This is a genomic window from Flavobacterium sp. UBA7682, assembly GCF_002482945.1.
In the GTDB taxonomy this organism is placed as follows: domain Bacteria; phylum Bacteroidota; class Bacteroidia; order Flavobacteriales; family Flavobacteriaceae; genus Flavobacterium.
In genome coordinates this window covers 26,419-46,376 of record NZ_DLGY01000004.1, presented here as the reverse complement: position 1 = coordinate 46,376, position 19,958 = coordinate 26,419, and the positions used below count along the sequence as shown (strand labels likewise).

17 protein-coding genes are annotated in these 19,958 nt (G+C 33.7%); 16 read left to right on the top strand and 1 reads right to left on the bottom strand.

What is annotated here, in order from left to right:
- Positions 1 to 21: 21 nt before the first annotated feature.
- The 8 genes from B3C16_RS00585 (at position 22) to B3C16_RS00550 (ending at position 11,010) form a co-directional block, all read left to right on the top strand.
- The gene (locus B3C16_RS00585; protein WP_291127547.1) at positions 22 to 1,116 is read left to right on the top strand and encodes a DUF6998 domain-containing protein; all 1,095 of its coding nucleotides are present in this window, start codon (positions 22 to 24) and stop codon (positions 1,114 to 1,116) included.
- Between the two features lie 90 nt (positions 1,117 to 1,206).
- Positions 1,207 to 2,802: an AAA family ATPase gene (locus tag B3C16_RS00580; RefSeq protein ID WP_291127544.1), complete on the top strand. Its 1,596-nt coding sequence runs from the start codon at positions 1,207 to 1,209 to the stop codon at positions 2,800 to 2,802.
- 3 nt (positions 2,803 to 2,805) lie between these two features.
- Entirely contained in the window at positions 2,806 to 3,894 is a 1,089-nt protein-coding gene (locus B3C16_RS00575; RefSeq protein WP_291127541.1) for a hypothetical protein, read from the top strand.
- A 62-nt stretch (positions 3,895 to 3,956) separates the two neighbouring features.
- Positions 3,957 to 5,696 carry a type I restriction-modification system subunit M gene (locus tag B3C16_RS00570; protein ID WP_291127538.1) on the top strand — a complete coding sequence of 580 codons (1,740 nt, stop codon included), beginning with the start codon at positions 3,957 to 3,959 and terminating at the stop codon, positions 5,694 to 5,696.
- Entirely contained in the window at positions 5,696 to 6,949 is a 1,254-nt protein-coding gene (locus B3C16_RS00565; RefSeq protein WP_291127535.1) for a restriction endonuclease subunit S, read from the top strand. Before B3C16_RS00570 ends, B3C16_RS00565 begins: the two co-directional genes overlap by 1 nt.
- 11 nt (positions 6,950 to 6,960) lie before the next feature.
- Positions 6,961 to 7,431, top strand: a complete 471-nt coding sequence (locus tag B3C16_RS00560; RefSeq protein ID WP_291127532.1) for a hypothetical protein — start codon at positions 6,961 to 6,963, stop codon at positions 7,429 to 7,431.
- 1 nt (position 7,432) lies between these two features.
- Complete coding sequence (locus B3C16_RS00555) at positions 7,433 to 10,411, top strand: type I restriction endonuclease subunit R (RefSeq protein WP_291127530.1); 2,979 nt, start codon at positions 7,433 to 7,435, stop codon at positions 10,409 to 10,411.
- 8 nt (positions 10,412 to 10,419) lie between these two features.
- Complete coding sequence (locus B3C16_RS00550) at positions 10,420 to 11,010, top strand: hypothetical protein (RefSeq protein WP_291127527.1); 591 nt, start codon at positions 10,420 to 10,422, stop codon at positions 11,008 to 11,010.
- 31 nt (positions 11,011 to 11,041) lie between these two features.
- Here the strand turns inward: B3C16_RS00550 and B3C16_RS00545 are convergent, their stop codons facing one another.
- Positions 11,042 to 12,055, bottom strand: a complete 1,014-nt coding sequence (locus B3C16_RS00545) for a helix-turn-helix transcriptional regulator (RefSeq protein ID WP_291127524.1) — start codon at positions 12,053 to 12,055, stop codon at positions 11,042 to 11,044.
- Positions 12,056 to 12,432: 377 nt separating this feature from the next.
- Here B3C16_RS00545 and B3C16_RS00540 point away from each other — a divergent pair, with 377 nt between their 5' ends.
- From B3C16_RS00540 to B3C16_RS00505, 8 genes are all read left to right on the top strand, one after another.
- A complete protein-coding gene (locus tag B3C16_RS00540) occupies positions 12,433 to 14,268 on the top strand; it encodes an McrB family protein (RefSeq protein ID WP_291127521.1) in 1,836 nt (611 codons plus the stop codon).
- A 2-nt stretch (positions 14,269 to 14,270) separates the two neighbouring features.
- Complete coding sequence (locus B3C16_RS00535) at positions 14,271 to 15,542, top strand: McrC family protein (protein ID WP_291127518.1); 1,272 nt, start codon at positions 14,271 to 14,273, stop codon at positions 15,540 to 15,542.
- Positions 15,543 to 15,545: 3 nt separating this feature from the next.
- On the top strand, positions 15,546 to 15,965 hold the full coding sequence (locus tag B3C16_RS00530; RefSeq protein WP_291127516.1) for a hypothetical protein: 420 nt from the start codon (positions 15,546 to 15,548) through the stop codon (positions 15,963 to 15,965).
- Positions 15,966 to 16,025: 60 nt separating this feature from the next.
- Positions 16,026 to 16,811 carry a hypothetical protein gene (locus tag B3C16_RS00525; RefSeq protein WP_291127513.1) on the top strand — a complete coding sequence of 262 codons (786 nt, stop codon included), beginning with the start codon at positions 16,026 to 16,028 and terminating at the stop codon, positions 16,809 to 16,811.
- A 382-nt stretch (positions 16,812 to 17,193) separates the two neighbouring features.
- Complete coding sequence (locus tag B3C16_RS00520; RefSeq protein WP_291127510.1) at positions 17,194 to 17,370, top strand: hypothetical protein; 177 nt, start codon at positions 17,194 to 17,196, stop codon at positions 17,368 to 17,370.
- A 181-nt stretch (positions 17,371 to 17,551) separates the two neighbouring features.
- Complete coding sequence (locus B3C16_RS00515) at positions 17,552 to 18,646, top strand: Fic family protein (RefSeq protein ID WP_291127507.1); 1,095 nt, start codon at positions 17,552 to 17,554, stop codon at positions 18,644 to 18,646.
- Positions 18,647 to 18,752: 106 nt separating this feature from the next.
- Positions 18,753 to 19,367, top strand: a complete 615-nt coding sequence (locus tag B3C16_RS00510; RefSeq protein WP_291127505.1) for an RDD family protein — start codon at positions 18,753 to 18,755, stop codon at positions 19,365 to 19,367.
- 241 nt (positions 19,368 to 19,608) lie between these two features.
- On the top strand, positions 19,609 to 19,800 hold the full coding sequence (locus tag B3C16_RS00505) for a cold-shock protein (RefSeq protein WP_121314197.1): 192 nt from the start codon (positions 19,609 to 19,611) through the stop codon (positions 19,798 to 19,800).
- The last annotated feature ends 158 nt before the right edge of the window (positions 19,801 to 19,958 follow it).

The following is a 19,958-nucleotide window of genomic DNA, read 5'->3' as shown; positions in this document are numbered from 1 at the left end:
TTATAAAAACAACTTCATCATTTGTTAACTACATTCCAACAGGAGCTTTTAAAAAAATTTGCTGACCTCAGTGATCAGCTTTTTGACTATGGTGTTATTGAGACTGATAGTTTTACCGGAGAGATTGGGGAATACTATGCCTGCCAACTTTTTGATTTGGGAAGAACCAAAAAAGTTACTAGAGCAGTTGATGCCATATGTAAAGAAGGAAAAAGGTATCAAGTAAAGGCAAAAGTTGTTTCAGGAAGTTTTAATTACAGCATTAAAAAGTTAGAGACTGATTTGTTTGATTTTTTAATTGTTGTGTATTTTGACCGCTCCTATTCGCTTTTGAAAGTCTTAAAAATTGAGTCCGATAAAATTCCTGAATCTCAGATCAACCTAACAAAATCAAATCTCAATTCCTTTGAAATTGAGATTCCTCCTGCAATACCCATCAATTTGAATGTTCAAAAAACAATTAAATTATTTGCTGAGGCTTATCATGATTTAGAAAAACATGACATTATCAGAAGTAGAAGAATTGTGGGCGATATAGGAGAGTTTTATGCTGCAACCCATTTGAACCTAACGTTATCACACCTGAAGAATGAAAAAGGTATTGATGCCCGGGATGCTAGTGGCCGAACCTTTGAAATAAAAACGAGACGAGTTTATCAAAGCGGAAGAAGAGTAAATGAAACCCGCAGGATTAATAACCTTGAGGGCAAACATGCCAATTATATTGTTGTAGTTACCTTAGACCGATGTTTTCAATGCTCGGGGATGTGGATTATGTCTACTAAAAACATTGTTAATCCTAAGCAAGCCAAACTCCAAATTGTCAACAACACTCCTGAAACTTATACTGTGGTTCCCTCTACTATCCCTTGGTTAGCTAATAGATCACAATTTAAAGGTTTTACTGAAACAACCCAAATGGAACCAATTAAAAAGAAACCCAAAATAGTTTTCAAGGATATTACACTAAAAGCTCCAAAACCAAAAGCTATAAAGAAAGAATCAAAGGAGGCGCCCATTTCTAAAAACACTTCATTCTCTTTTGGTTGGGAATTGATTGTTATTGGTTTAATCATCTTGTTTGTTATGGTCGTTATGATAACTACTGAATTTTAACTATGCAGGAAAAATGCACAGTTTCAAATCAAATTTGCTGGCAAAAAGATTATCTTGCAGCAAGATTAGAACTACAAATCAAAAAATGAAATGGAAAAAATTACAATAACTAATTTCAGAAAAGTTAAGGAAACGTGGGAGCTTGAATTAGCACCCATTACTTTTTTGACAGGAACTAACAATTCGGGAAAATCGAGTGTTTTAAAAGCACTAATGCTCATTGATGATTTTGGCAGTTCCAAAAATCATTTTACACTGAAATTTAATGGGAAAAATTCCCGAAACCATAAAATAGATTGTTTTACAAATGCCATAAACCGTAGTAACATAAAAGAAAAAAATTATGATATTAAATTTTCGATAGAAAATAAAAATTACATTATAGATTATGTGTTTTACCCGTCTGAAGACAATGATGGAAAATTCGATAAAGGTAAATTAAAACACATCCTTTTTGTAAGAAAGGATGATGGTTCAATATGTAGTATAAGCAATATGGTTAATGACGAATATCTATTAACTATTGACAATGCTTTTATTCACGGGAAATATCAGGAAGATGAAGGGTTTCAAGAAACTGATGAACTTCAGGCATTCAAAAAATTTAAATCTGAGATAGAGATTGATTTAAAAGAAAATGAATCTCTTTTAAAAAAATTAGATGCTACAAGTACTGATAGAATTTATTATTTGAATGTTGTTAAATCCCTAAAAGACAAATTAAAAGATATAAATAAAAGAATTAAAAACCTTGATAAAAAAAGCGTAAAAGACAAATTACAATTCAATCCAACATTCCAATTAAGTGAACTTGATGGTTTAGAATCAATTGATAGAGTTTTAAGACGCGTTTTATCCAGATATTTTAGAGAAAATGAAAAAAATATAGGGTTAAGTAATGCCAATAAAGAACTGTTTAGAATTACAATCTTAGCCGACAATATACTCGATTCACTTAATCTAAACATAAAACATTTAACCCCTAACCGTAATACTCAAACAAGATTGTACATCAACGAAAGTGGAAATAATGATATTTATGAATTAATTAAAGTCCATTCTGAAAATCCAATAGATAAAAAACGTAATGCTGCGAAATTCCTAAAAGAATGGATGCAAAGATTTGATATTGGAGAAGATTACAGAATAAAACCTATTGAAGGATTAGCTTCTATAATTGAAATTAAAGAAAATGGAGATTGGATAAACTTAGTAGATAAGGGTTTTGGTGCCGGTCAAATTTTTGCAATTTTATTAAGAGTTGCGATAGTAATAAATGAAAGATTTGTAACAAGAAATGAATTAAGAGAAAGAAGAAGAAACAGGAATCCCATAATTTTGATTGAAGAACCTGAAGCCAACCTACATCCTGCTTTGCAGTCTAAATTGGCGGAGTTTTTTTTTGAAGCTTGCGAAAATTTTGGAATTCAATTCATAGTGGAAACACATTCTGAATATTTAATCAGAAAGTCCCAACTCATGCAAATGACCTTTAATTCACATCCTGAAAAAAGATTATTGAAAAATCCATTTGGGCTATATTATTTTGAAAAAGATGATTCTGGTCCTTATAAAATGGAGTATCTTGAAAGTGGATATTTTGATAAAAACTTTGGTGAAGGGTTTTATGATGAAGCGTCAAAACACACCATGCAACTTATTCAAAACAATAGATTAAAGGGATAATTTATGTTTACTATTTACTCTGACAAGCTTATTTTTGAAGATATAATTTCAAGTGGAAAATGTCCAAATTGGGAAAAAATTATTATTAACCATTCAGTGATACATCTTGATATAAACAACGTAGATCTTAATTCTGATTTAAATGACCCTAATTCAATAATTTTTCAATTTTTACTTTCTAGTGGAAAACAAATTGATATTTATGAAGCAGATACATTTTTTCAAAAGATATATGCCAATAATAAAACTGTTGTTGAAAACCCAACTGCTGCTTATTTTTTGAATTTAACAGATAAGGAAACTGAACAACTTCAAGAGGAGACAGGTATTATTGTAAATAACGGAGTTAAGGTAGATGATGAATTATTGCTCAAAGGCATATATAGCCATTGGGTAGCAGACGAAATGATAGTAAATAATTGGAAAACAATTCTTAATGTTTTTAAAAATTTTCCATCCAATTCTATAATAATAAATGATAGAAATTTGTTCACAAACAAAGAAACTGTTGGAGGAAAAGAACTTAATTTAGGGACCAACAATATATTACGAATTCTAGATGCTGTATTACCGGACAAATTAAATGTCGACTATCACATCATAATACAAGCTGACCATCAACCCAAATGGCCAGGGGTTGATAACAAAAGTAAGTGTGATGGTGTATCTATTTTTTTAGATACAGAAATTAGAAAATTACGCCCTTATAATTTTATCATTGAAATGATTTTTAGTCATCCAAGTACCCAATATTATGTGCACACACATAACAGAAGAATACTATCTAATTATAAAACAGGTAGTGTTTCACATTGCTTTTCAGCTTTTCAATTAAGAATTCCTGATAAAACAAAAAATGATGATAACTTAAACCTAAATGCTTTTTTTGATAAAATCTATAATTCTGCAAGCAAGGACAGTAATCTTAAAGAACATACTATTGGTACACAAAGAATTAAGGAATTATCAGCAAACTGTATTGCTAAAATAAATGCAAATGGTCCAAATGATTATGCTTATAGGTATTATCTAAACGGAGTTGAAGTTATTAAAGGACAATCAACGACAATTAAAAACAGATTATTAAATTAACTCCGCACCAATCCTGCACACCAAACCCTTATCTTTGACAAACAAAATAAAAACAAACAATAATGAGCAACAATAATAACACTAAAGTAGAAGTAGGTTTCATTTGGCAAATCACCGACGATGTATTGCGTGATGCGTTTAAGAAAAATGAAATAGGCGATGTCGTACTTCCTTTTGTGGTTATCCGCCGTCTGGATTGTATCTTAGATGGTCTTAATGAAAATGTTCGTTCTACTTATCATAATTTTAAAGAAAAAGTAGCCGAAGATAAACTTGATCCTATACTACGAAAAGCAGCTGGTGGGTTAAAATTTTACAACGTTTCCAATCATACCTTGTATTCCTTAAAAGATGATGCCCGTAATATTGAAATTAATTTCAACAATTACCTTAACGGCTTTAATCAGGAAGTGCGTGATATATTGGACAACTTTCAGTTTGATAAAATCGTAGCCCGATTGATTAAAAACAAGTTGTTGTATGAAATGATAGATGCGATATGTAAGATTGATATGCATACCGAAAAAATCGATAACCATGGGATGGGCTATGTTTTTGAAGAGCTTATCCGTATTTCGAATGAGCAATCTAATGAAACTGCTGGTGAACACTTTACACCTCGGGATGTAATTGGGTTGATGAATACCATTTTATTTGCGACTGAAAAAGAAGCCTTATCCAAACCGGGCATCATACGAACCATTTTTGATCCGGCTTGTGGAACTGGCGGTATGGTAAATCTTGGAAAGAATTATATACTTGACACGTTACTCAAAGACAGTAAAAACAAACCAACAATAAACACTTATGGACAGGAGCTTAACGAGCAATCCTATGCCATTGCCAAGTCGGAGGCGTTAATTACCGGTGAAGAAGCCAATAATGTGAAACATGGGAACTCTTTCTCCGAGGACCAATTTCAAGGGAAGCATTTTCATTATATGATGGCCAATCCTCCGTATGGTGTAACCTGGAAAAAAGACCAAAACTATATTGAGAATGAAGCCTTAAACCCTGCCGGCCGTTTTTATGCAGGTTTGCCAAGAAGTTCCGACGGACAGTTGTTGTTCCTACAGCACATGATTTCTAAAATGGAGCGAGAAGGCAGCCGCATAGGTGTAGTAACCAATGGTTCTCCCCTGTTTACTGGTGATGCAGGAAGTGGTGAAAGCGACATTCGTAAATGGATTATAGAAAACGATTGGTTGGAATGTATTGTTGCGTTACCAAAAGACATGTTTTACAATACCGGTATCAATACCTATATATGGTTTTTGACCAACAAAAAAGAAAAACATAGAAAAGGTAAAGTGCAACTAATAAATGCTGTGGATTATTGTCGTAGTAACAAAAAAAGCCTTGGTAACAAACGTAATGAGATTACCGGTAAACACATTGGCAGTATTTTAGATTTATATACCGATTTCAAAGAAACCAAACATTCTAAGATTTTTGACAACGAATATTTTGGTTATTACCAATTGACGGTAGAACAACCTTTGTATGACGATAAAGGCAAAGTACAAGTGGACAAAAACAAGAAACCAAAGGCCGACAGCAAAAAGCGTGACAAAGAAAACGTGCCTCTAAATGCTGATATCGAGCAATATTTTAAAAATGAAGTATTGCCTCATGTACCTGATGCCTGGATTGATTTTGATAAAACGCGGATTGGTTATGAAATAAATTTTAACAAATACTTCTATGAATACAAAGGAGTACGCTTAGCAACAGACGTAAAATCAGAAATTGTAAATCTTGAAGTTGAAATTACTACTTTATTAAATGAATTATTGAACTAATGAAAGGATACAATAATTATAAAGATAGTGGCATTGAATGGATTGGAAAGATTCCAAATGATTGGAAGGTCATTAAATTAAAATGGCTTACTCAAATTAAACGAGGTGCTTCTCCAAGACCAATTGATGATTTAAAATATTTTGATGAAAATGGGGAATTTTCATGGGTTAGAATCGCGGATGTTTCTGCAAGTGAAAGATATTTAGAAAATACAAAAGAAAAATTATCAGAACTTGGGGCATCATTAAGTGTGAAACAATATCCAGGAGATTTTTTCCTTTCAATTGCAGGTTCTGTTGGGAAGCCGATTATAACTAAAATAAAGTGTTGTATTCATGATGGTTTTGTTTGGTTCCCTGAACTAAAAATTAATCCGGAATATCTTTATTATATTTTCCAAACAGGGTTACCTTTCATAGGTTTAGGAAAAATTGGAACTCAATTAAACTTAAACACTGAAACAATTGGTAATATCGTAATACCTAATCTTTCAAATGAAGATATAAAAAAAATAGTTTTTTATCTAGATTACAAAACCAACCTTATCAATACTACTATTGAAAAGAAAAAACGTTTAATTGAACTACTCAAAGAAAAACGCCAGGCTGTTATTAATGAAGCTGTTACAAAGGGTTTAAACCCAAATGCTCCTATGAAAGATAGTGGTGTGGTGTGGTTGGGAGAAATTCCAGTGCATTGGGAGGTTAAGAAATTAAAATATCTTGCAAAAATTAGAAATGGTAAAGACCAAAAAGAAGTTTTAATAGAAGAAGGCGGTTACCCAGTTTTGGGAACTGGAGGTGTGTTTGGTAGAGCTTCAGAGTTTTTATATGATAAACCGTCAGTTTTATTGGGAAGAAAAGGTACCATTGATAAACCATTTTATATTGAGGAGCCATTTTGGACTGTTGATACACTTTTTTACACTGAAATATATGATAATACTTACCCAAAATTTCTATTTTATTTATCAACTACAATAAAATTTGATTATTATCAAGAGAGTTCTGCAGTTCCGAGTATGACGCAAGATAATTTAAATAATATACATCTATGTTATCCACCATATGAAGAGCAAGTTGAAATTGTTAATTTCATTAATGATTTGACATCAAGAGTCGATTTGACATTAAGTAAGATCTCTACTCAAATCGAAAATATGCAAACTTACCGTCAATCCTTAATCTCAGAAGCGGTAACAGGTAAAATAGATGTGAGGGATTGGCAACCTAACACAGAAGTAACACAATAAATTATATAATCATGGCAGAGATATGTATCGTAACTAAAGATAATAAGTTTGAAGCAGTATATCATAACTCTTTTAAACAGCCTCTAAATTTAGTATTAGAAGTGCCTGATAGTAATGCTAATGATAAGAATAAATTCCTTTTAGTTAATACAGGAATAGAAGTTTCCTGGAATAACTATTATGGAACTTCAAAATGGAACATTGTTGAAGTGACTTATAAAAACACTAAATTGTTTGAACAAAACCATGTAAAAAACGTTCAGGTTGTAATTGATGTTTTAAATAAGTTTAATGCTATTTCAAAAAGCGAATTAGAATTGTTGCTTCAAGAATCACAAGAAAAAGAAAAAACAGCACTTGAAATCATCATCGAAGAGCTCAAGAAAGAGAAAGAGAAGTTGGAAGAGCAAATTAAGATTTATAAAGCTATACAAACCAAAAAAGAAGAAATAAAATCACTCCTCAATAAATTAGAAGAATAATATGGCTGATGGCACAAGAGAAATTCATTTAGAAGAAGATATTGTAAAATATTTAGTAGAGTATGGTGGCTTTCATGAAGTATCTCCTACTGCCTATGATAGAGAATTGTGCCTTATTCCCAATGAGACCATTGCCTTTATACAGGAAACCCAACCTGAGAAATACAATCTACTCAAAGAAGAACAATATGGTAACAAAGTAGATGAAAAAATCGTAGCCAATATTGCCAAAACCTATAAAGACAGTAAAGATAAAACCCTTGACTTATTGAGGAATAAAGTTAAAGACCGCGGGGTACAATTTGTCATGGTTTATTGGCAGCCCGAAAATAATAAGACACCCGATCACGAATTTAAATACAAGAAAAACCGATTATCTGTTGTTCGTCAATTGAAGTATTCCAATAGAAACAATAACTCTATTGACATAGTGTTGTTTGTTAACGGTATTCCTGTAGTGACTCTAGAGTTAAAAAATGAACTAACCGGTCAAAACCATCATAATGCCATTAAACAATACATCCAAGATCGTGATCCCAAAGGAGAACCTTTTTTAGAATTCAAACGTTGTTTGGTTCATTTTGCAGTAGGTACCGAAAAAGTGTTTATGACCACCGAGTTAAAAGGAAAAGGAACGTTCTTTTTACCCTTCAATAAAGGATTAGATAATTATAACGAAAATGGTTTTGCTACTTCCTATTTGTGGGAAGATGTATTAACCAAAGATTCACTATTAGACTTATTGCAAAACTACATCAACATACAAACTGATGTTGAGAAAGAGTATGACAATGCCACTAAGGGGTTGAAAGAAAAGAAATCGACCAAGTTATTATTTCCGCGTTTCCATCAACGAAGAGCGGTGCAACGTTTGTTGAATGTTGTTAAAGAAGAAGGTGTTGGTAAAAACTACCTGATACAACATTCTGCCGGTTCGGGTAAATCAAACACTATTACTTGGTTAGCCTATCGCTTGGCTGGTTTTTACCAAAATGACAGCGATGTCAAAGCGCTTTACGATTCGGTTATCATTGTCAATGACCGAAGAGTACTTGATAAGCAAATACAAAATAATATCCGCCAGTTAGATAATACACCCGGATTGGTAGCTTATATAGACGAAAACAAAACTGCTCAAGACCTAAAAAAAGCCATTGAGGAAGGCAAACGAATTATTATCACTACCATACAAAAGTTTCCGGTTATCTCGGAAACTATTGCCAGTATGCCCGAAAGAAAATATGCAGTAATCATTGATGAAGCACATAGTTCCCAATCGGGTGAAGCAGCACGCCATTTAAAGAAATCCTTATCGTTAGAAGAAGCAGAAAAGCAAGATGTAACAGAAGATTTAGATGATATTATTGCCGATGAAATCAAACGCAAAGGAAAGCAAGCTAACATTTCCTTTTTTGCGTTTACTGCTACTCCAAAACCCAAAACCGAAGAATTGTTTGGACGTTTAAAAGATGGCAAAATAGTAGCATTTGACACTTATACTATGGAGCAAGCTATCAAGGAAGGTTTCATTCGAGATGTATTGAAGAATTATATGTCTTTCAAACGCTATTATAAAATCATTAAGCGTTCAGATATTGACGATAAGGAATATGAGAAGAAGAAAACGGTTCGTTTGTTAGGATCTTATGTTGACTTACAAGACCATGCCATTGAGCGTAAAGCGCGCATAATCATTGAGCATTTTGTAAGTCAGACTCAAAATGAAATTCAAGGTAAAGCCAGAGCAATGGTAGTTACCAAATCACGTTTACATGCTGTGCGATTCAAACGCAAGCTTGACGAAATTATGCAGGAAATGAAGTTGCCTTATGGTGCTTTAGTGGCTTTCTCCGGAACGGTTAAAGATAGTGAAACTAATGAGGAGTATACTGAAACCAGTATGAACCGACTGCAAGGAAAAATCTCTATACCGGAAGCTTTGAAACTACCCCAATTCAGAATATTGATTGTGGCCAATAAATTCCAGACCGGATTTGATGAGCCTATGCTGCATACTATGTTTGTAGATAAGAAATTAGGCGGTGCCTCCACTGTACAAACCCTAAGCCGTTTGAATAGAACTATGCGAGGTAAAGAAAGCACCATGGTACTGGATTTTGTTAACGACCCAGAACAAGTACAAGCTGATTTTCAATACTACTATGGTGAAAACTATATGGAAGAAGATAATCAGACAGACCCTAACAGTTTATATACAGTTCAGAGTAAGATTGATAGTTTTAATGTTTTCTACCAAAACGAAGTGGAAGCATTTGCTGAGATCTTCTTCAGAAAAGGGAGTAATTATGAAAAGTTAAATCCATTACTCAAAACAGTTACAAAGCGATTTGAAGCTGAGTTAAATGAAGAAGATCAAATTAATTTCAAATCGGAAGCACAAACCTTTTTAAAACTCTATCGATTCTTAAGTCAGATTATCACATTCTCCGATGTCGAATTGGAAAAATATTATGTTTTCCTTACTGCATTGGTTAAAATGCTTCCATATATCAAGGCCAACTTACCTTTGGATGTTTTGGGTGAAGTGGAATTGGACAGTTATAAAATTCAACATCAATATACTACTGACTTGGCGTTAGTCTCGGAAGATGGTGAAATGTATGGTATGACACCCGGAGGAGCTTTCGGAAAAGAAGAAGATGAATTGGATATGTTAACCAATATTATCAGAGTTTTGAATGATACTTTCGGAATTGATTTAACGGAAGAAGACAAAGTAGAATTCAAAAAGATGAAGGAGAAAATTTACTCAAATGAAGAACTGATGAGTTTCTTTAACAAAAACAATTCAAGAGATAATATCCAAGACAAATTCAGTGAAGAAATTGACAGCGAATTATTGAATTTTATTAATACGAAACTGGAACTCTACAACAAACTGTCTGAAGATCGCGTAAACTTAATGTTTAAGAAAATGTGGTTTGATGATTTATATAATAAGAGAGTTAGGGGAATTTAAAAGAAAATATGACTACAAAACAAATCCAAACTATTGGTAATTTTCTAACTTATTATAGAAATGATTTAAATTATATCAAGCAATTTCAAGACTTTAAGACCGGCAAAATCTCCTTTGAAGATTATTTAAAAAAAGATGCTGGTAGTTTTTATTCTTTTTTAGTGGATTTTAGAGTAGTTAGAAATTTTCCTAGAGGAACAGTAAATAATCTATTAGAAGAAACCTCATCTTGGATTAAAACCAATGACCGAGATAATGTTGATTTATTTGCGGAAAACCTAAGAGAAAAAGAATTAACTCACGGAAAAATAATGGCATCTATGGCTTCCAAAATTTTATTTTTAAATAATCCTTGGCAAATAGTTCCGATGGACACGTTAGCGAGGAAAACACTAGAAATGAACCAAAATAAATACTTTATTTATAACAAAAAAATCAATGAGTTCAGAAAGGAAAACAAGCCAACTTTCGAGATTCTGATTAACTATATTAAACCGCTATCACTTATTATTCATCAGGAATTTGAAGATATTGAAAATCTTGATTTGATATGTGAAAATAGAATGGTAGATAAATTGCTTTGGACAACAGGAAAATAATAAAGCTACACGCAAAACAAAAACGGTTTGGCTAATAATTTCTTCTGCTATTATCTATTCTCAATACGATATTGTCTCTTAATTTTTGTGGTTCAATCACTTTTACACTATCTCCATAAGACAAGACCAATCTTTCCAGTTCATAGTTTAAATACACTTTAATCCTTACTTCAAAATTATTCTCGTCAATCCATTTGTGTCGTTGTGTTTCATGAATGGATTTATTTTCCATATACCTGCCGGTTAGTTGATTAAAATGCAAAACGACTTCTTCAATCTTACCATCAATAGGCTTACTTACCCCTATCATATCCGAAAAATACTCTTGCCAATCAATCTCCACATTAGGAATGAATTTATCATTACTGAACTGAACTGAAACAATCCGATCTATTGCTACATTCCAATCAGATTTTCCTAATTCCTGGTGCATGCCAAAGAGAAACCATCGATTGTTGTATTGTTTTAAATAATAAGGATGTAAAACATAGGTATAAGGTTCTTCTGTTTTAAAATCTTTATAAACTATCTGCAAAGGAATTTTATTTTGAACAGCATTATATAAAAAACTGAAATGTTCCATTCCTTTTAAATCCTGATTACTTTCAAAACCAATAAAAGGTTTGGTTTCCTTCTTCCCTTTTAAATCATATTTCAGTTTGGCAATAATTTCCTGAATACCTTCAAACTGCGGCATACCTTCAAATTGAGCCAGCACTTGTATTGCCGATTGAAACTCACCCATTTCGACATGATTTAGTGGTGCATTATTTATTGAAAAGTTGGTATCTTCATAACGATAGATTCTTTTCTTTCCATCAAACAAATCAGCTAATTCTATGCCCCATCCTTCCGAGCTCCTCATAAAGGCTATATCATCTTGTAGTTGGCGTAATTTAATACAATGACTTTCGTCACCTGTAATCTCAAATAGTTCTTCATTCACCTTTTCAAGCAAAAGTTCTTTGCTATAATTTTTAAAAGAATTTCGGAAACAAGCATCCAAAATTTTATAGCGTATCAGCGGTTTTTTTGTTATTGCCATAATGAGAATTTATTTATATTTACGTAAATAGAAAAATAAGATAATACAGCAAAATTGCTCAGTACAATAATATAAAATAGATTGAAGCAAACGCAAACTATATTTCAGCAATCTTTGGATCAAATTCATATTATAATCAGAGCTAACGAGGTCAATCCGTATAAAATAGAATGGCCTTGAGAAAGAAAGAGATGTTAAAGATATTTCTAAAGAAATTTTAGACAATAGTTCAGATGAAATATATTGCATAATGTTTTTATCAAAGAATCAAAAAATTGCAACTGGAATACCAAAACGAATACAACAAATAATGCTCTAAAACATTTGATTTTAAAGAAATTAACTTAGTAGAGCGGGTAAATTTAAACAAAAGAAGTATGACACACACCATGGATTTTTTTACTCCAGAAGAGTTTGAACTAATAAATAAAACACAAGGTAAAAAATATGATAAAAACGACCCTGAAGATAAGGAAGCTTACGACAAGTTGTTCAGAGCCTATGTGAAATTAGAATATTGGGGAAATGAGATAAAAAAACAATTATTCCCCAACGGTGTCTTCAAGATTACAAAAAGACCAACAAATCAAGGGAATTATTTCGATGGATATCTTTGGTCCAAACTATATCCAACTGCCTCAGATTATGAAAATAATAAGTGGATTGCGATAACTTTAGGGCTCGACAGTAATTTCAATTATAACATTAAAATAGATACAGTTGGATTACTAGACGGTGATAGCAAAAGGCAAAACTATTTTCAACGGAGAGGAGACTATAACAATTCACCAATTGTAAAGCTTGAAAAATATGATGCTATAGCTGATTGGGATGAACTAATTACTGTTTCAAAAAAACATGTAATCGAGTTATTGAAGGAGTATCCTTCATTTACTGGCAATAAAACCACACCTGTAAAAGAATCAGAAAAAAAAGTGACTCATTCATTGAATCAAATCCTGTATGGTCCACCTGGAACAGGGAAAACCTATAACACAATTAACAAAGCACTTGAAATCATTAATGATGACGATGTGAAAAAATTAAACTTCAAAAATAGAGAAGCGGTTAAAGCACTTTTTAATAAAAAAATGGAGGAAGGACAAATAGTGTTTACTACATTTCATCAAAGTATGAGTTATGAAGATTTTATTGAAGGGATTAAACCGGAAACTCTTCTGGGTAATGTAACTTATGATGTTATACCCGGTATTTTTTTAGATATCTGTGATTTAGCTCAAAACAATTGGGAAGATGTAAGAGAAGGAAATAAATCAAAACTTTCTTTTGAAGAAGCCTTTTCTCAATTAAAAGAAGATTGGGAAGAAGATATTGAAACTCAATTTCCTTTAAAAACTAAAGGCAAAGATTTTACTATAATTGGATTTACAAAAAAATCTATACAATTTAGAAAAGCCAGTGGTGGAACCGGTCATACATTGAGCATAGGGACATTAAAGGATTATTACTATAAGAAAAAGGAAGTCCGCACAACCGGTGTAGGCATATATTATCCATCTATACTTGATCGATTAAATAAATATCAGCCTGAGGTAATTACTGAAAAAAAATTAAAAAACTACATTTTAATCATTGACGAAATCAACCGTGGTAATGTTTCCCAAATCTTTGGCGAACTTATCACTTTGATAGAAGAAGATAAACGATTGGGAAAAGACGAAGCCTTGGAAGTTACTTTACCGTATAGTAAAGAAAAATTTGGCGTCCCTCCTAACCTTTATATCATTGGCACTATGAACACCGCAGACCGCAGTGTGGAAGCTTTGGACACTGCACTGAGAAGACGTTTTAGTTTTGAGGAGATGCCACCGAGAAGTAAAGTTGTTGAAGAAAAAGGTTTTGGTGATTATCAAAGAGTTGAAATCATGGAAAAAATCAACAATCGAATTGAATTGCTTTTGGATAGAAACCACACTTTAGGGCATGCCTATTTTATAAAAGAGAATTTTAAAAACTCCTTTGAAAATGAAATTATTCCGTTACTACAGGAATATTTTTATAATGATTATGGGAAAATAGGGTTGGTTTTAGGCAAAGGGTTTGTGAGGGATAACAGTATCACGAAGTCTAATGGTCAGTCGATTTTTGCTGATTTTGAAACTAAAAACGAAGTTGATATTGTGAAATCATATGAATTGATTCCGTTTGCGGAAGTTGCATTTGAAACGGCTCTTCAAACGTTACTTGCTTAAACATGCCAAAAGGAAACACTATACAGGTATTTGAACACAGCTTTCTTCCTATAGGAGGTAAGTTTGAGCAACGTCATTTTGTGGCTTTGTCGAAGCTTAATGCTTTGCATCAATACCAGTATTTTGATTTGAAGCATAACGGTATTGTGTTTAAGCAATTTGTGGGTGTGATTCAGGTAGATGGTCTGACGATTGAGATTTTGCCCAAGATTGACAATAACGGTGAGGACGTCAATATGTGGCAAGGCGTTTTGGTAGAAATGCTTAGGGTAACCCGAAAGCTGAAAGTACAAAAGGTGGGCGATGCTGATGTTAGAAAGCAACAGATTCATTTGCTTGATATTTATTTTGAATGGTTTTTAAATGAAGTGCAGCTCCTACTCCATCAAGGGTTAATCAAACAATATTATAAAGAAACCGGGAACGTAAAAGCCTTAAAAGGTAAAATAGAGTTTGCCGGGCATATTAATAAAAACTTAGTGCACAAAGAGCGTTTTTACACCACGCATCAAGTGTATGATAAAGATCATTTGGTTCATCAGGTACTTTTTAAAGCTTTGGATATAGTAGAAAAATGTACTAAAGGTAATTATCTGTACAGCAAATGCAAGACGGTGCAGTTGGACTTTCCTGAGGTTAGTTCTATTTCGGTAAGTGAGGCTACTTTTGCTAAACTTCCCAAAAACAGGAAAACAGCACCTTATGAAACGGCGTTGGCCATAGCCCGGTTAATTATATTGAATTATGCGCCTAACATATCCAGTGGTAATGAAAGGATGTTAGCACTGTTGTTTGATATGAATTCGCTTTGGGAGGAGTATGTGTTGGTTAGGCTGAAACAGGTTCAGGATGAGTATGGGGTGAGGATTAGCGGACAGCAGTCGACTTCGTTTTGGAATGGCATAAATATTCGTCCGGATATAGTGATTGAGAAAGGTGAAGGCGATGAAAAAGAAACTTTTATCATAGATACTAAATGGAAAAACATCAGTTACAGCCAACCGAGTACTGATGATTTGAGGCAAATGTATGTGTATAATGAGTATTGGCAATCGGATAAAGCTATGCTGCTTTATCCTGGTAATACAACTTCGTTTGAAGACGATTTTAAAGATTTTGAAGCATTGAAAGGGAAAGATAAGCATCATGCTTGTGGATTGGGGAGGGTTTGTATTTTTAAAGAAGGTTCGACTAGATTGAATGAGGAAATTGGAGAAAAAATATTGAATTGGTTCACCCCTAAAATAAATAACCTACTAACTAAATATAATTAAATTATGAAGAAATTTTTTGGCGTTCTATTTTTATTAATTGGGCTTTTTGCCATTGTAACTGGTGTGGGTACTATTGCCTCTACTGATGGTTACAATAGGAGTTTTGAAGGTCAAGTTCAAGAGGAGTTAATTGACCAATATAGAGCCAACAGAGAGCGTGATCAAGGAATTGGCGGTGCTTTTGCTTTTGTTGGTGGTGTCTTTTTTATTGTAGGTATCGTTTTATTGGTGACTAAAACTAAAAAGCAAAGGATGATGGAAACGGAATTGGCTTTGTTGAAAGGCGGTATCCATAATAAAACTGAAGTAAAGCCAACCTCTCAAGATGATACTATAAATCAGTTGGAGCGATTGAGTGTATTGAAAGAAAAAGGTGTACTGAGTGAGGAGGAGTTTATGGCACAGAAGATTAGGGTGTTGTAGTTGGCCCTTCGACTCCCGATAGCTATCGACACCCATCTTTGAGGCAAACAAAATAAAACCATGAAACACTTCATCTTTCTCCTCCTCTACTTATACCTTTCCGTTAGCCACGCTCAAAACGTTGGCACAGCCCTTAACATGAACAAACCCGAAGATTTGAGGGTTGGTCATGCCGTCAGTGAAATTACCACAGAAATGACTTTTTATAACCCAACTGGCAGTATAGAGAAAAAGAAAGAAGTGGCCACTTTAAATGTACAGCATTATGTTACTTCTGAACTTCGATATGATGAAAACGGAGTGCTAATCGCCAGGCTAACTCGAATGTTTGACTCCACAGGCACTAAAAGTTTAGGGCGGAAATTAGAACGTTGGCACAAGCTTATGGGCTATACTGCTGAAACTTCTACTCATGAGTATGACGCCAATGGTTATTTGATTAAAACCACGGAAAGGAATCAAAACCAACAGGTTATTATGGTGACTGTAATAGAGAATGATGACCATGGTAATGCGACCAGTGTTATCACTACTGATGGTAATGGTAGACCATATGGTGAAGAAAAAGCAGCGTATGATTATGCTAACAATAGCGTTGTTACTAGTGTTTATAACACAAAAGGGGAATTGCTTTCGGAAACGGCCGGTAAAATTAACTATGAATCATTCGATGACCTTTCTATTGTAAAAAATGAACAGGGAGATGTAATCAAAACGAAGCATAACGAATATGAGTATCGGTATGACAAAAAGGGGAATTGGACACAAATGATTATCTATAAATTTAAGGATGGTAAACGGGTGAAACAATCGGAGTTTAGGAGAAGTATTAAGTATCGGAAATAAAGAGAATTGTTTTTTTTTAGAAGCTTCTCGATTAGCTACGCTCAATTCGGCTAAAGCCTCGGGTCAATTTTAAAAACTGAAAACTAGCATTTACAGTTTTTAAAATCACTCGAAGTGACGCCCTTCGATACATCCCGATAGCTATCGGGACACTCAGGGTGACGGTGTAGTTTTAGGTCGTCAGTTCGAGTGGTTTTCACGTAACACAGTGAAGTGGAAAGTGTATCGAGAACCGTTGTTTATACGAGCCTCTCGATACAATTTTTAAAACTAAAAACTAGCGTTTTAAGTTTTAAAAATCACTCGAGGTGACGTTAACGATAAAATACAAGTGCTACATTGCTATTCCAATTATAAACCAAACCATTAAACCCAACCCACCATGACCACCAAAAAACTCCCACTCCATTTAGAAAACACCTCTTTTAGTCTTTACGGTAACCTCGGCGAAAGAATCGCTGCCGGGTTTTTAGATGGGGTATTCCTTACTCCTGTAACCCATCTACCAAAAAGCGGATGGCTATTCCAATTGGTAGAAAGCGCCACAACAACAATGTAATTGTCGATTCAATCGACACAGATGCAAAGTATGTCGATTTTTTTTAATAATTTCGACATAGATATCATAAATATCGATTCAATCGACATAGACACAAAGTATGTCGATTTTTTTTAATAATTTCGACATAGATGTAACAAGTGTCGATTCAATCGACATAGTAATTTTAATCCATTTAGAAATGAAAACAGCCTATAACAAAGATATTCCATACAATGATTTACCGGATTTGCCTCCAAAAAATAATTTGGAAACAACAGCAATTTTTAAAGCGACCATAAAAGCAAACAAACTATTGGCAGAACTAAAAGGATATTGTCAAACTTTGCCATATCCACAAATGTTATTAAATACAGTTGTACTTCAAGAGAGTAAAGAGTCTAACGCTATAGAAAACATAGTCACGACACAAGACGAGTTGTATAAAGCAACCTTAATGGGCGATGCCATAAAAAACCAATCAGCTAAAGAAGTTTTACAATACCGCAAAGCGATTTATTGGGGCATTGGAGAGCTGCAAAAAAATAATTTAATAACCACCAATTTGTTAGTAGGTTTAATGCAACGCCTGCGTGGCTCGTCTGAAAACATTCGAAAAAATACCGGTACAAAATTGGGAAATCCTACCAATAATAAAATTGTTTATACACCACCCGAAGGTGAAAATATTATCCGAGATAAATTATCAAAGCTTGAAATTTTCATCAATGATGCCACATTTTCTGATTTAGATCCATTAATAAAAATGGCGCTCATTCATTATCAGTTCGAAGCCATTCACCCGTTTAGTGATGGCAACGGTAGAACAGGAAGAATATTGAATGTACTGTATTTAATTCAGCAAGAATTATTGGGATTGCCGGTCTTGTATTTAAGCCATTATATTATTCAAAACAAATCAGACTATTATCGATTACTAAAATCAATTACCGAAGAAAACAATTGGGAAGAATGGGTTTTGTTTGTGGTAAACGGAGTAGCAGAAACATCTGAAATGACTTTAAAAAAAATCAACGCCATTTTAGAATTAAAAATTACTACTGAAATCAACGCCAAAGCAGCACTTAAGTCATCGTATTCAAAAGAGTTAGTAGATTTATTGTTTAGTTATCCTTACATAAAAATTAAAGTTTTAGAAGATAACAATATTGCTAAAAGACAAACGGCCAGCGAATATCTAAAAAAATTAGAGTCCAATAACATTCTTAATTCTGTTAAAATTGGGAATGAAATTTATTATATCAATCAAAAACTTATTGAAATATTATCCCAATAATTTTTGTTAAAGACAAAGAAAAGGCGGATTTACTTCGTCAGTTCGCTGCGCTCGTGTGCAATCCGTGCCTTAACACCATACCAATCCTAAAATAAACAACCTAATAATGACCACCAAAAAACTCCCACTCCATTTAAAAAACACCTCTTTTAGTCTTTACGGTAACCTCGGCGAAAGAATTGCAGCCGGGTTTTTAGATGGGGTATTCCTTACTCCTGTAACCTTGGGGTCACTGTATTTTAACAGTCTGCATTTGTATCATTATTACTATACGTTTGCGATAACGCAATTGGTTATCATGGCGTATGGCATCTATTTACCCGTGCGTTATGGCGCTACTCCGGGTAAGCGTGTCATGGGATTGACGATATTGCAACTAGACGGTTCCGCTATATCGTATCGCGAGTCGTTTTTAAAACACTTGCCTATGCTTATCATAAGTTTACTTGCCTTTGTCGTTCAGGGTTGGGCTATAAGCTTGGCAGATGAAGCGGCGTTTGACCGTTTGAATTGGGTGGAGCAATCGAACTATTTACAATCATTTTACCCTTTTCCGATGTGGATGCAGATGGCAGTGATTTATGGATATTATTTTGCCACTTTACTTTTGGTATTGATGAATCCCCGACATAGAAGTGTTAGTGACTACCTTGCCGGGACTGTGGTGGTGTATAGTAGGTGTTTGGAGAAGATAAAAGGTGAGTTAGAAATTACGAGTTAGAAATTACGAATTAGAAATTACGAATTAGAAATTACGAATTACGAATTACGAGTTATGAGTTGGATTTTCAACTCCCGATAGCGCGGGTGTAATCTGTGCTTAATCACAAAAAATAACCAATACCATGATGGTGAGCAATGGCAACCAAAAGCCGTAAAATAATGCAACAGTGTAAACAATTCAAAGTAAACACCTAAAAATCAATAATAAAGACTACCTTCGCCACTTAATAATCATTTTTATGAACGAAGGAACAATTAAATTTTTCAATGAAGCCAAAGGCTTCGGATTTATTACGCCAAGCAATGGCGGAGCAGACTTATTTGTACATGCAACCGGTCTTAATGGCGCGGTGCAGGAAAACGACAAAGTGTCTTATGATGTAACGGACGGTCAAAAAGGGCCAACCGCAACCAATGTAAACGTTATCTAAGATATATTTTACCAGTGTTTGTTAAAAGCCAATCCTTCTGATTGGCTTTTTTTTTGTTTTAAGTAGCCCCCGGACTAATAATGCTTTTCCAAAAATAAAAACCTAAGGTTCTAATAGCACACAATTTATTTTCTAAATCTTTTAAAATCCGTAACTTA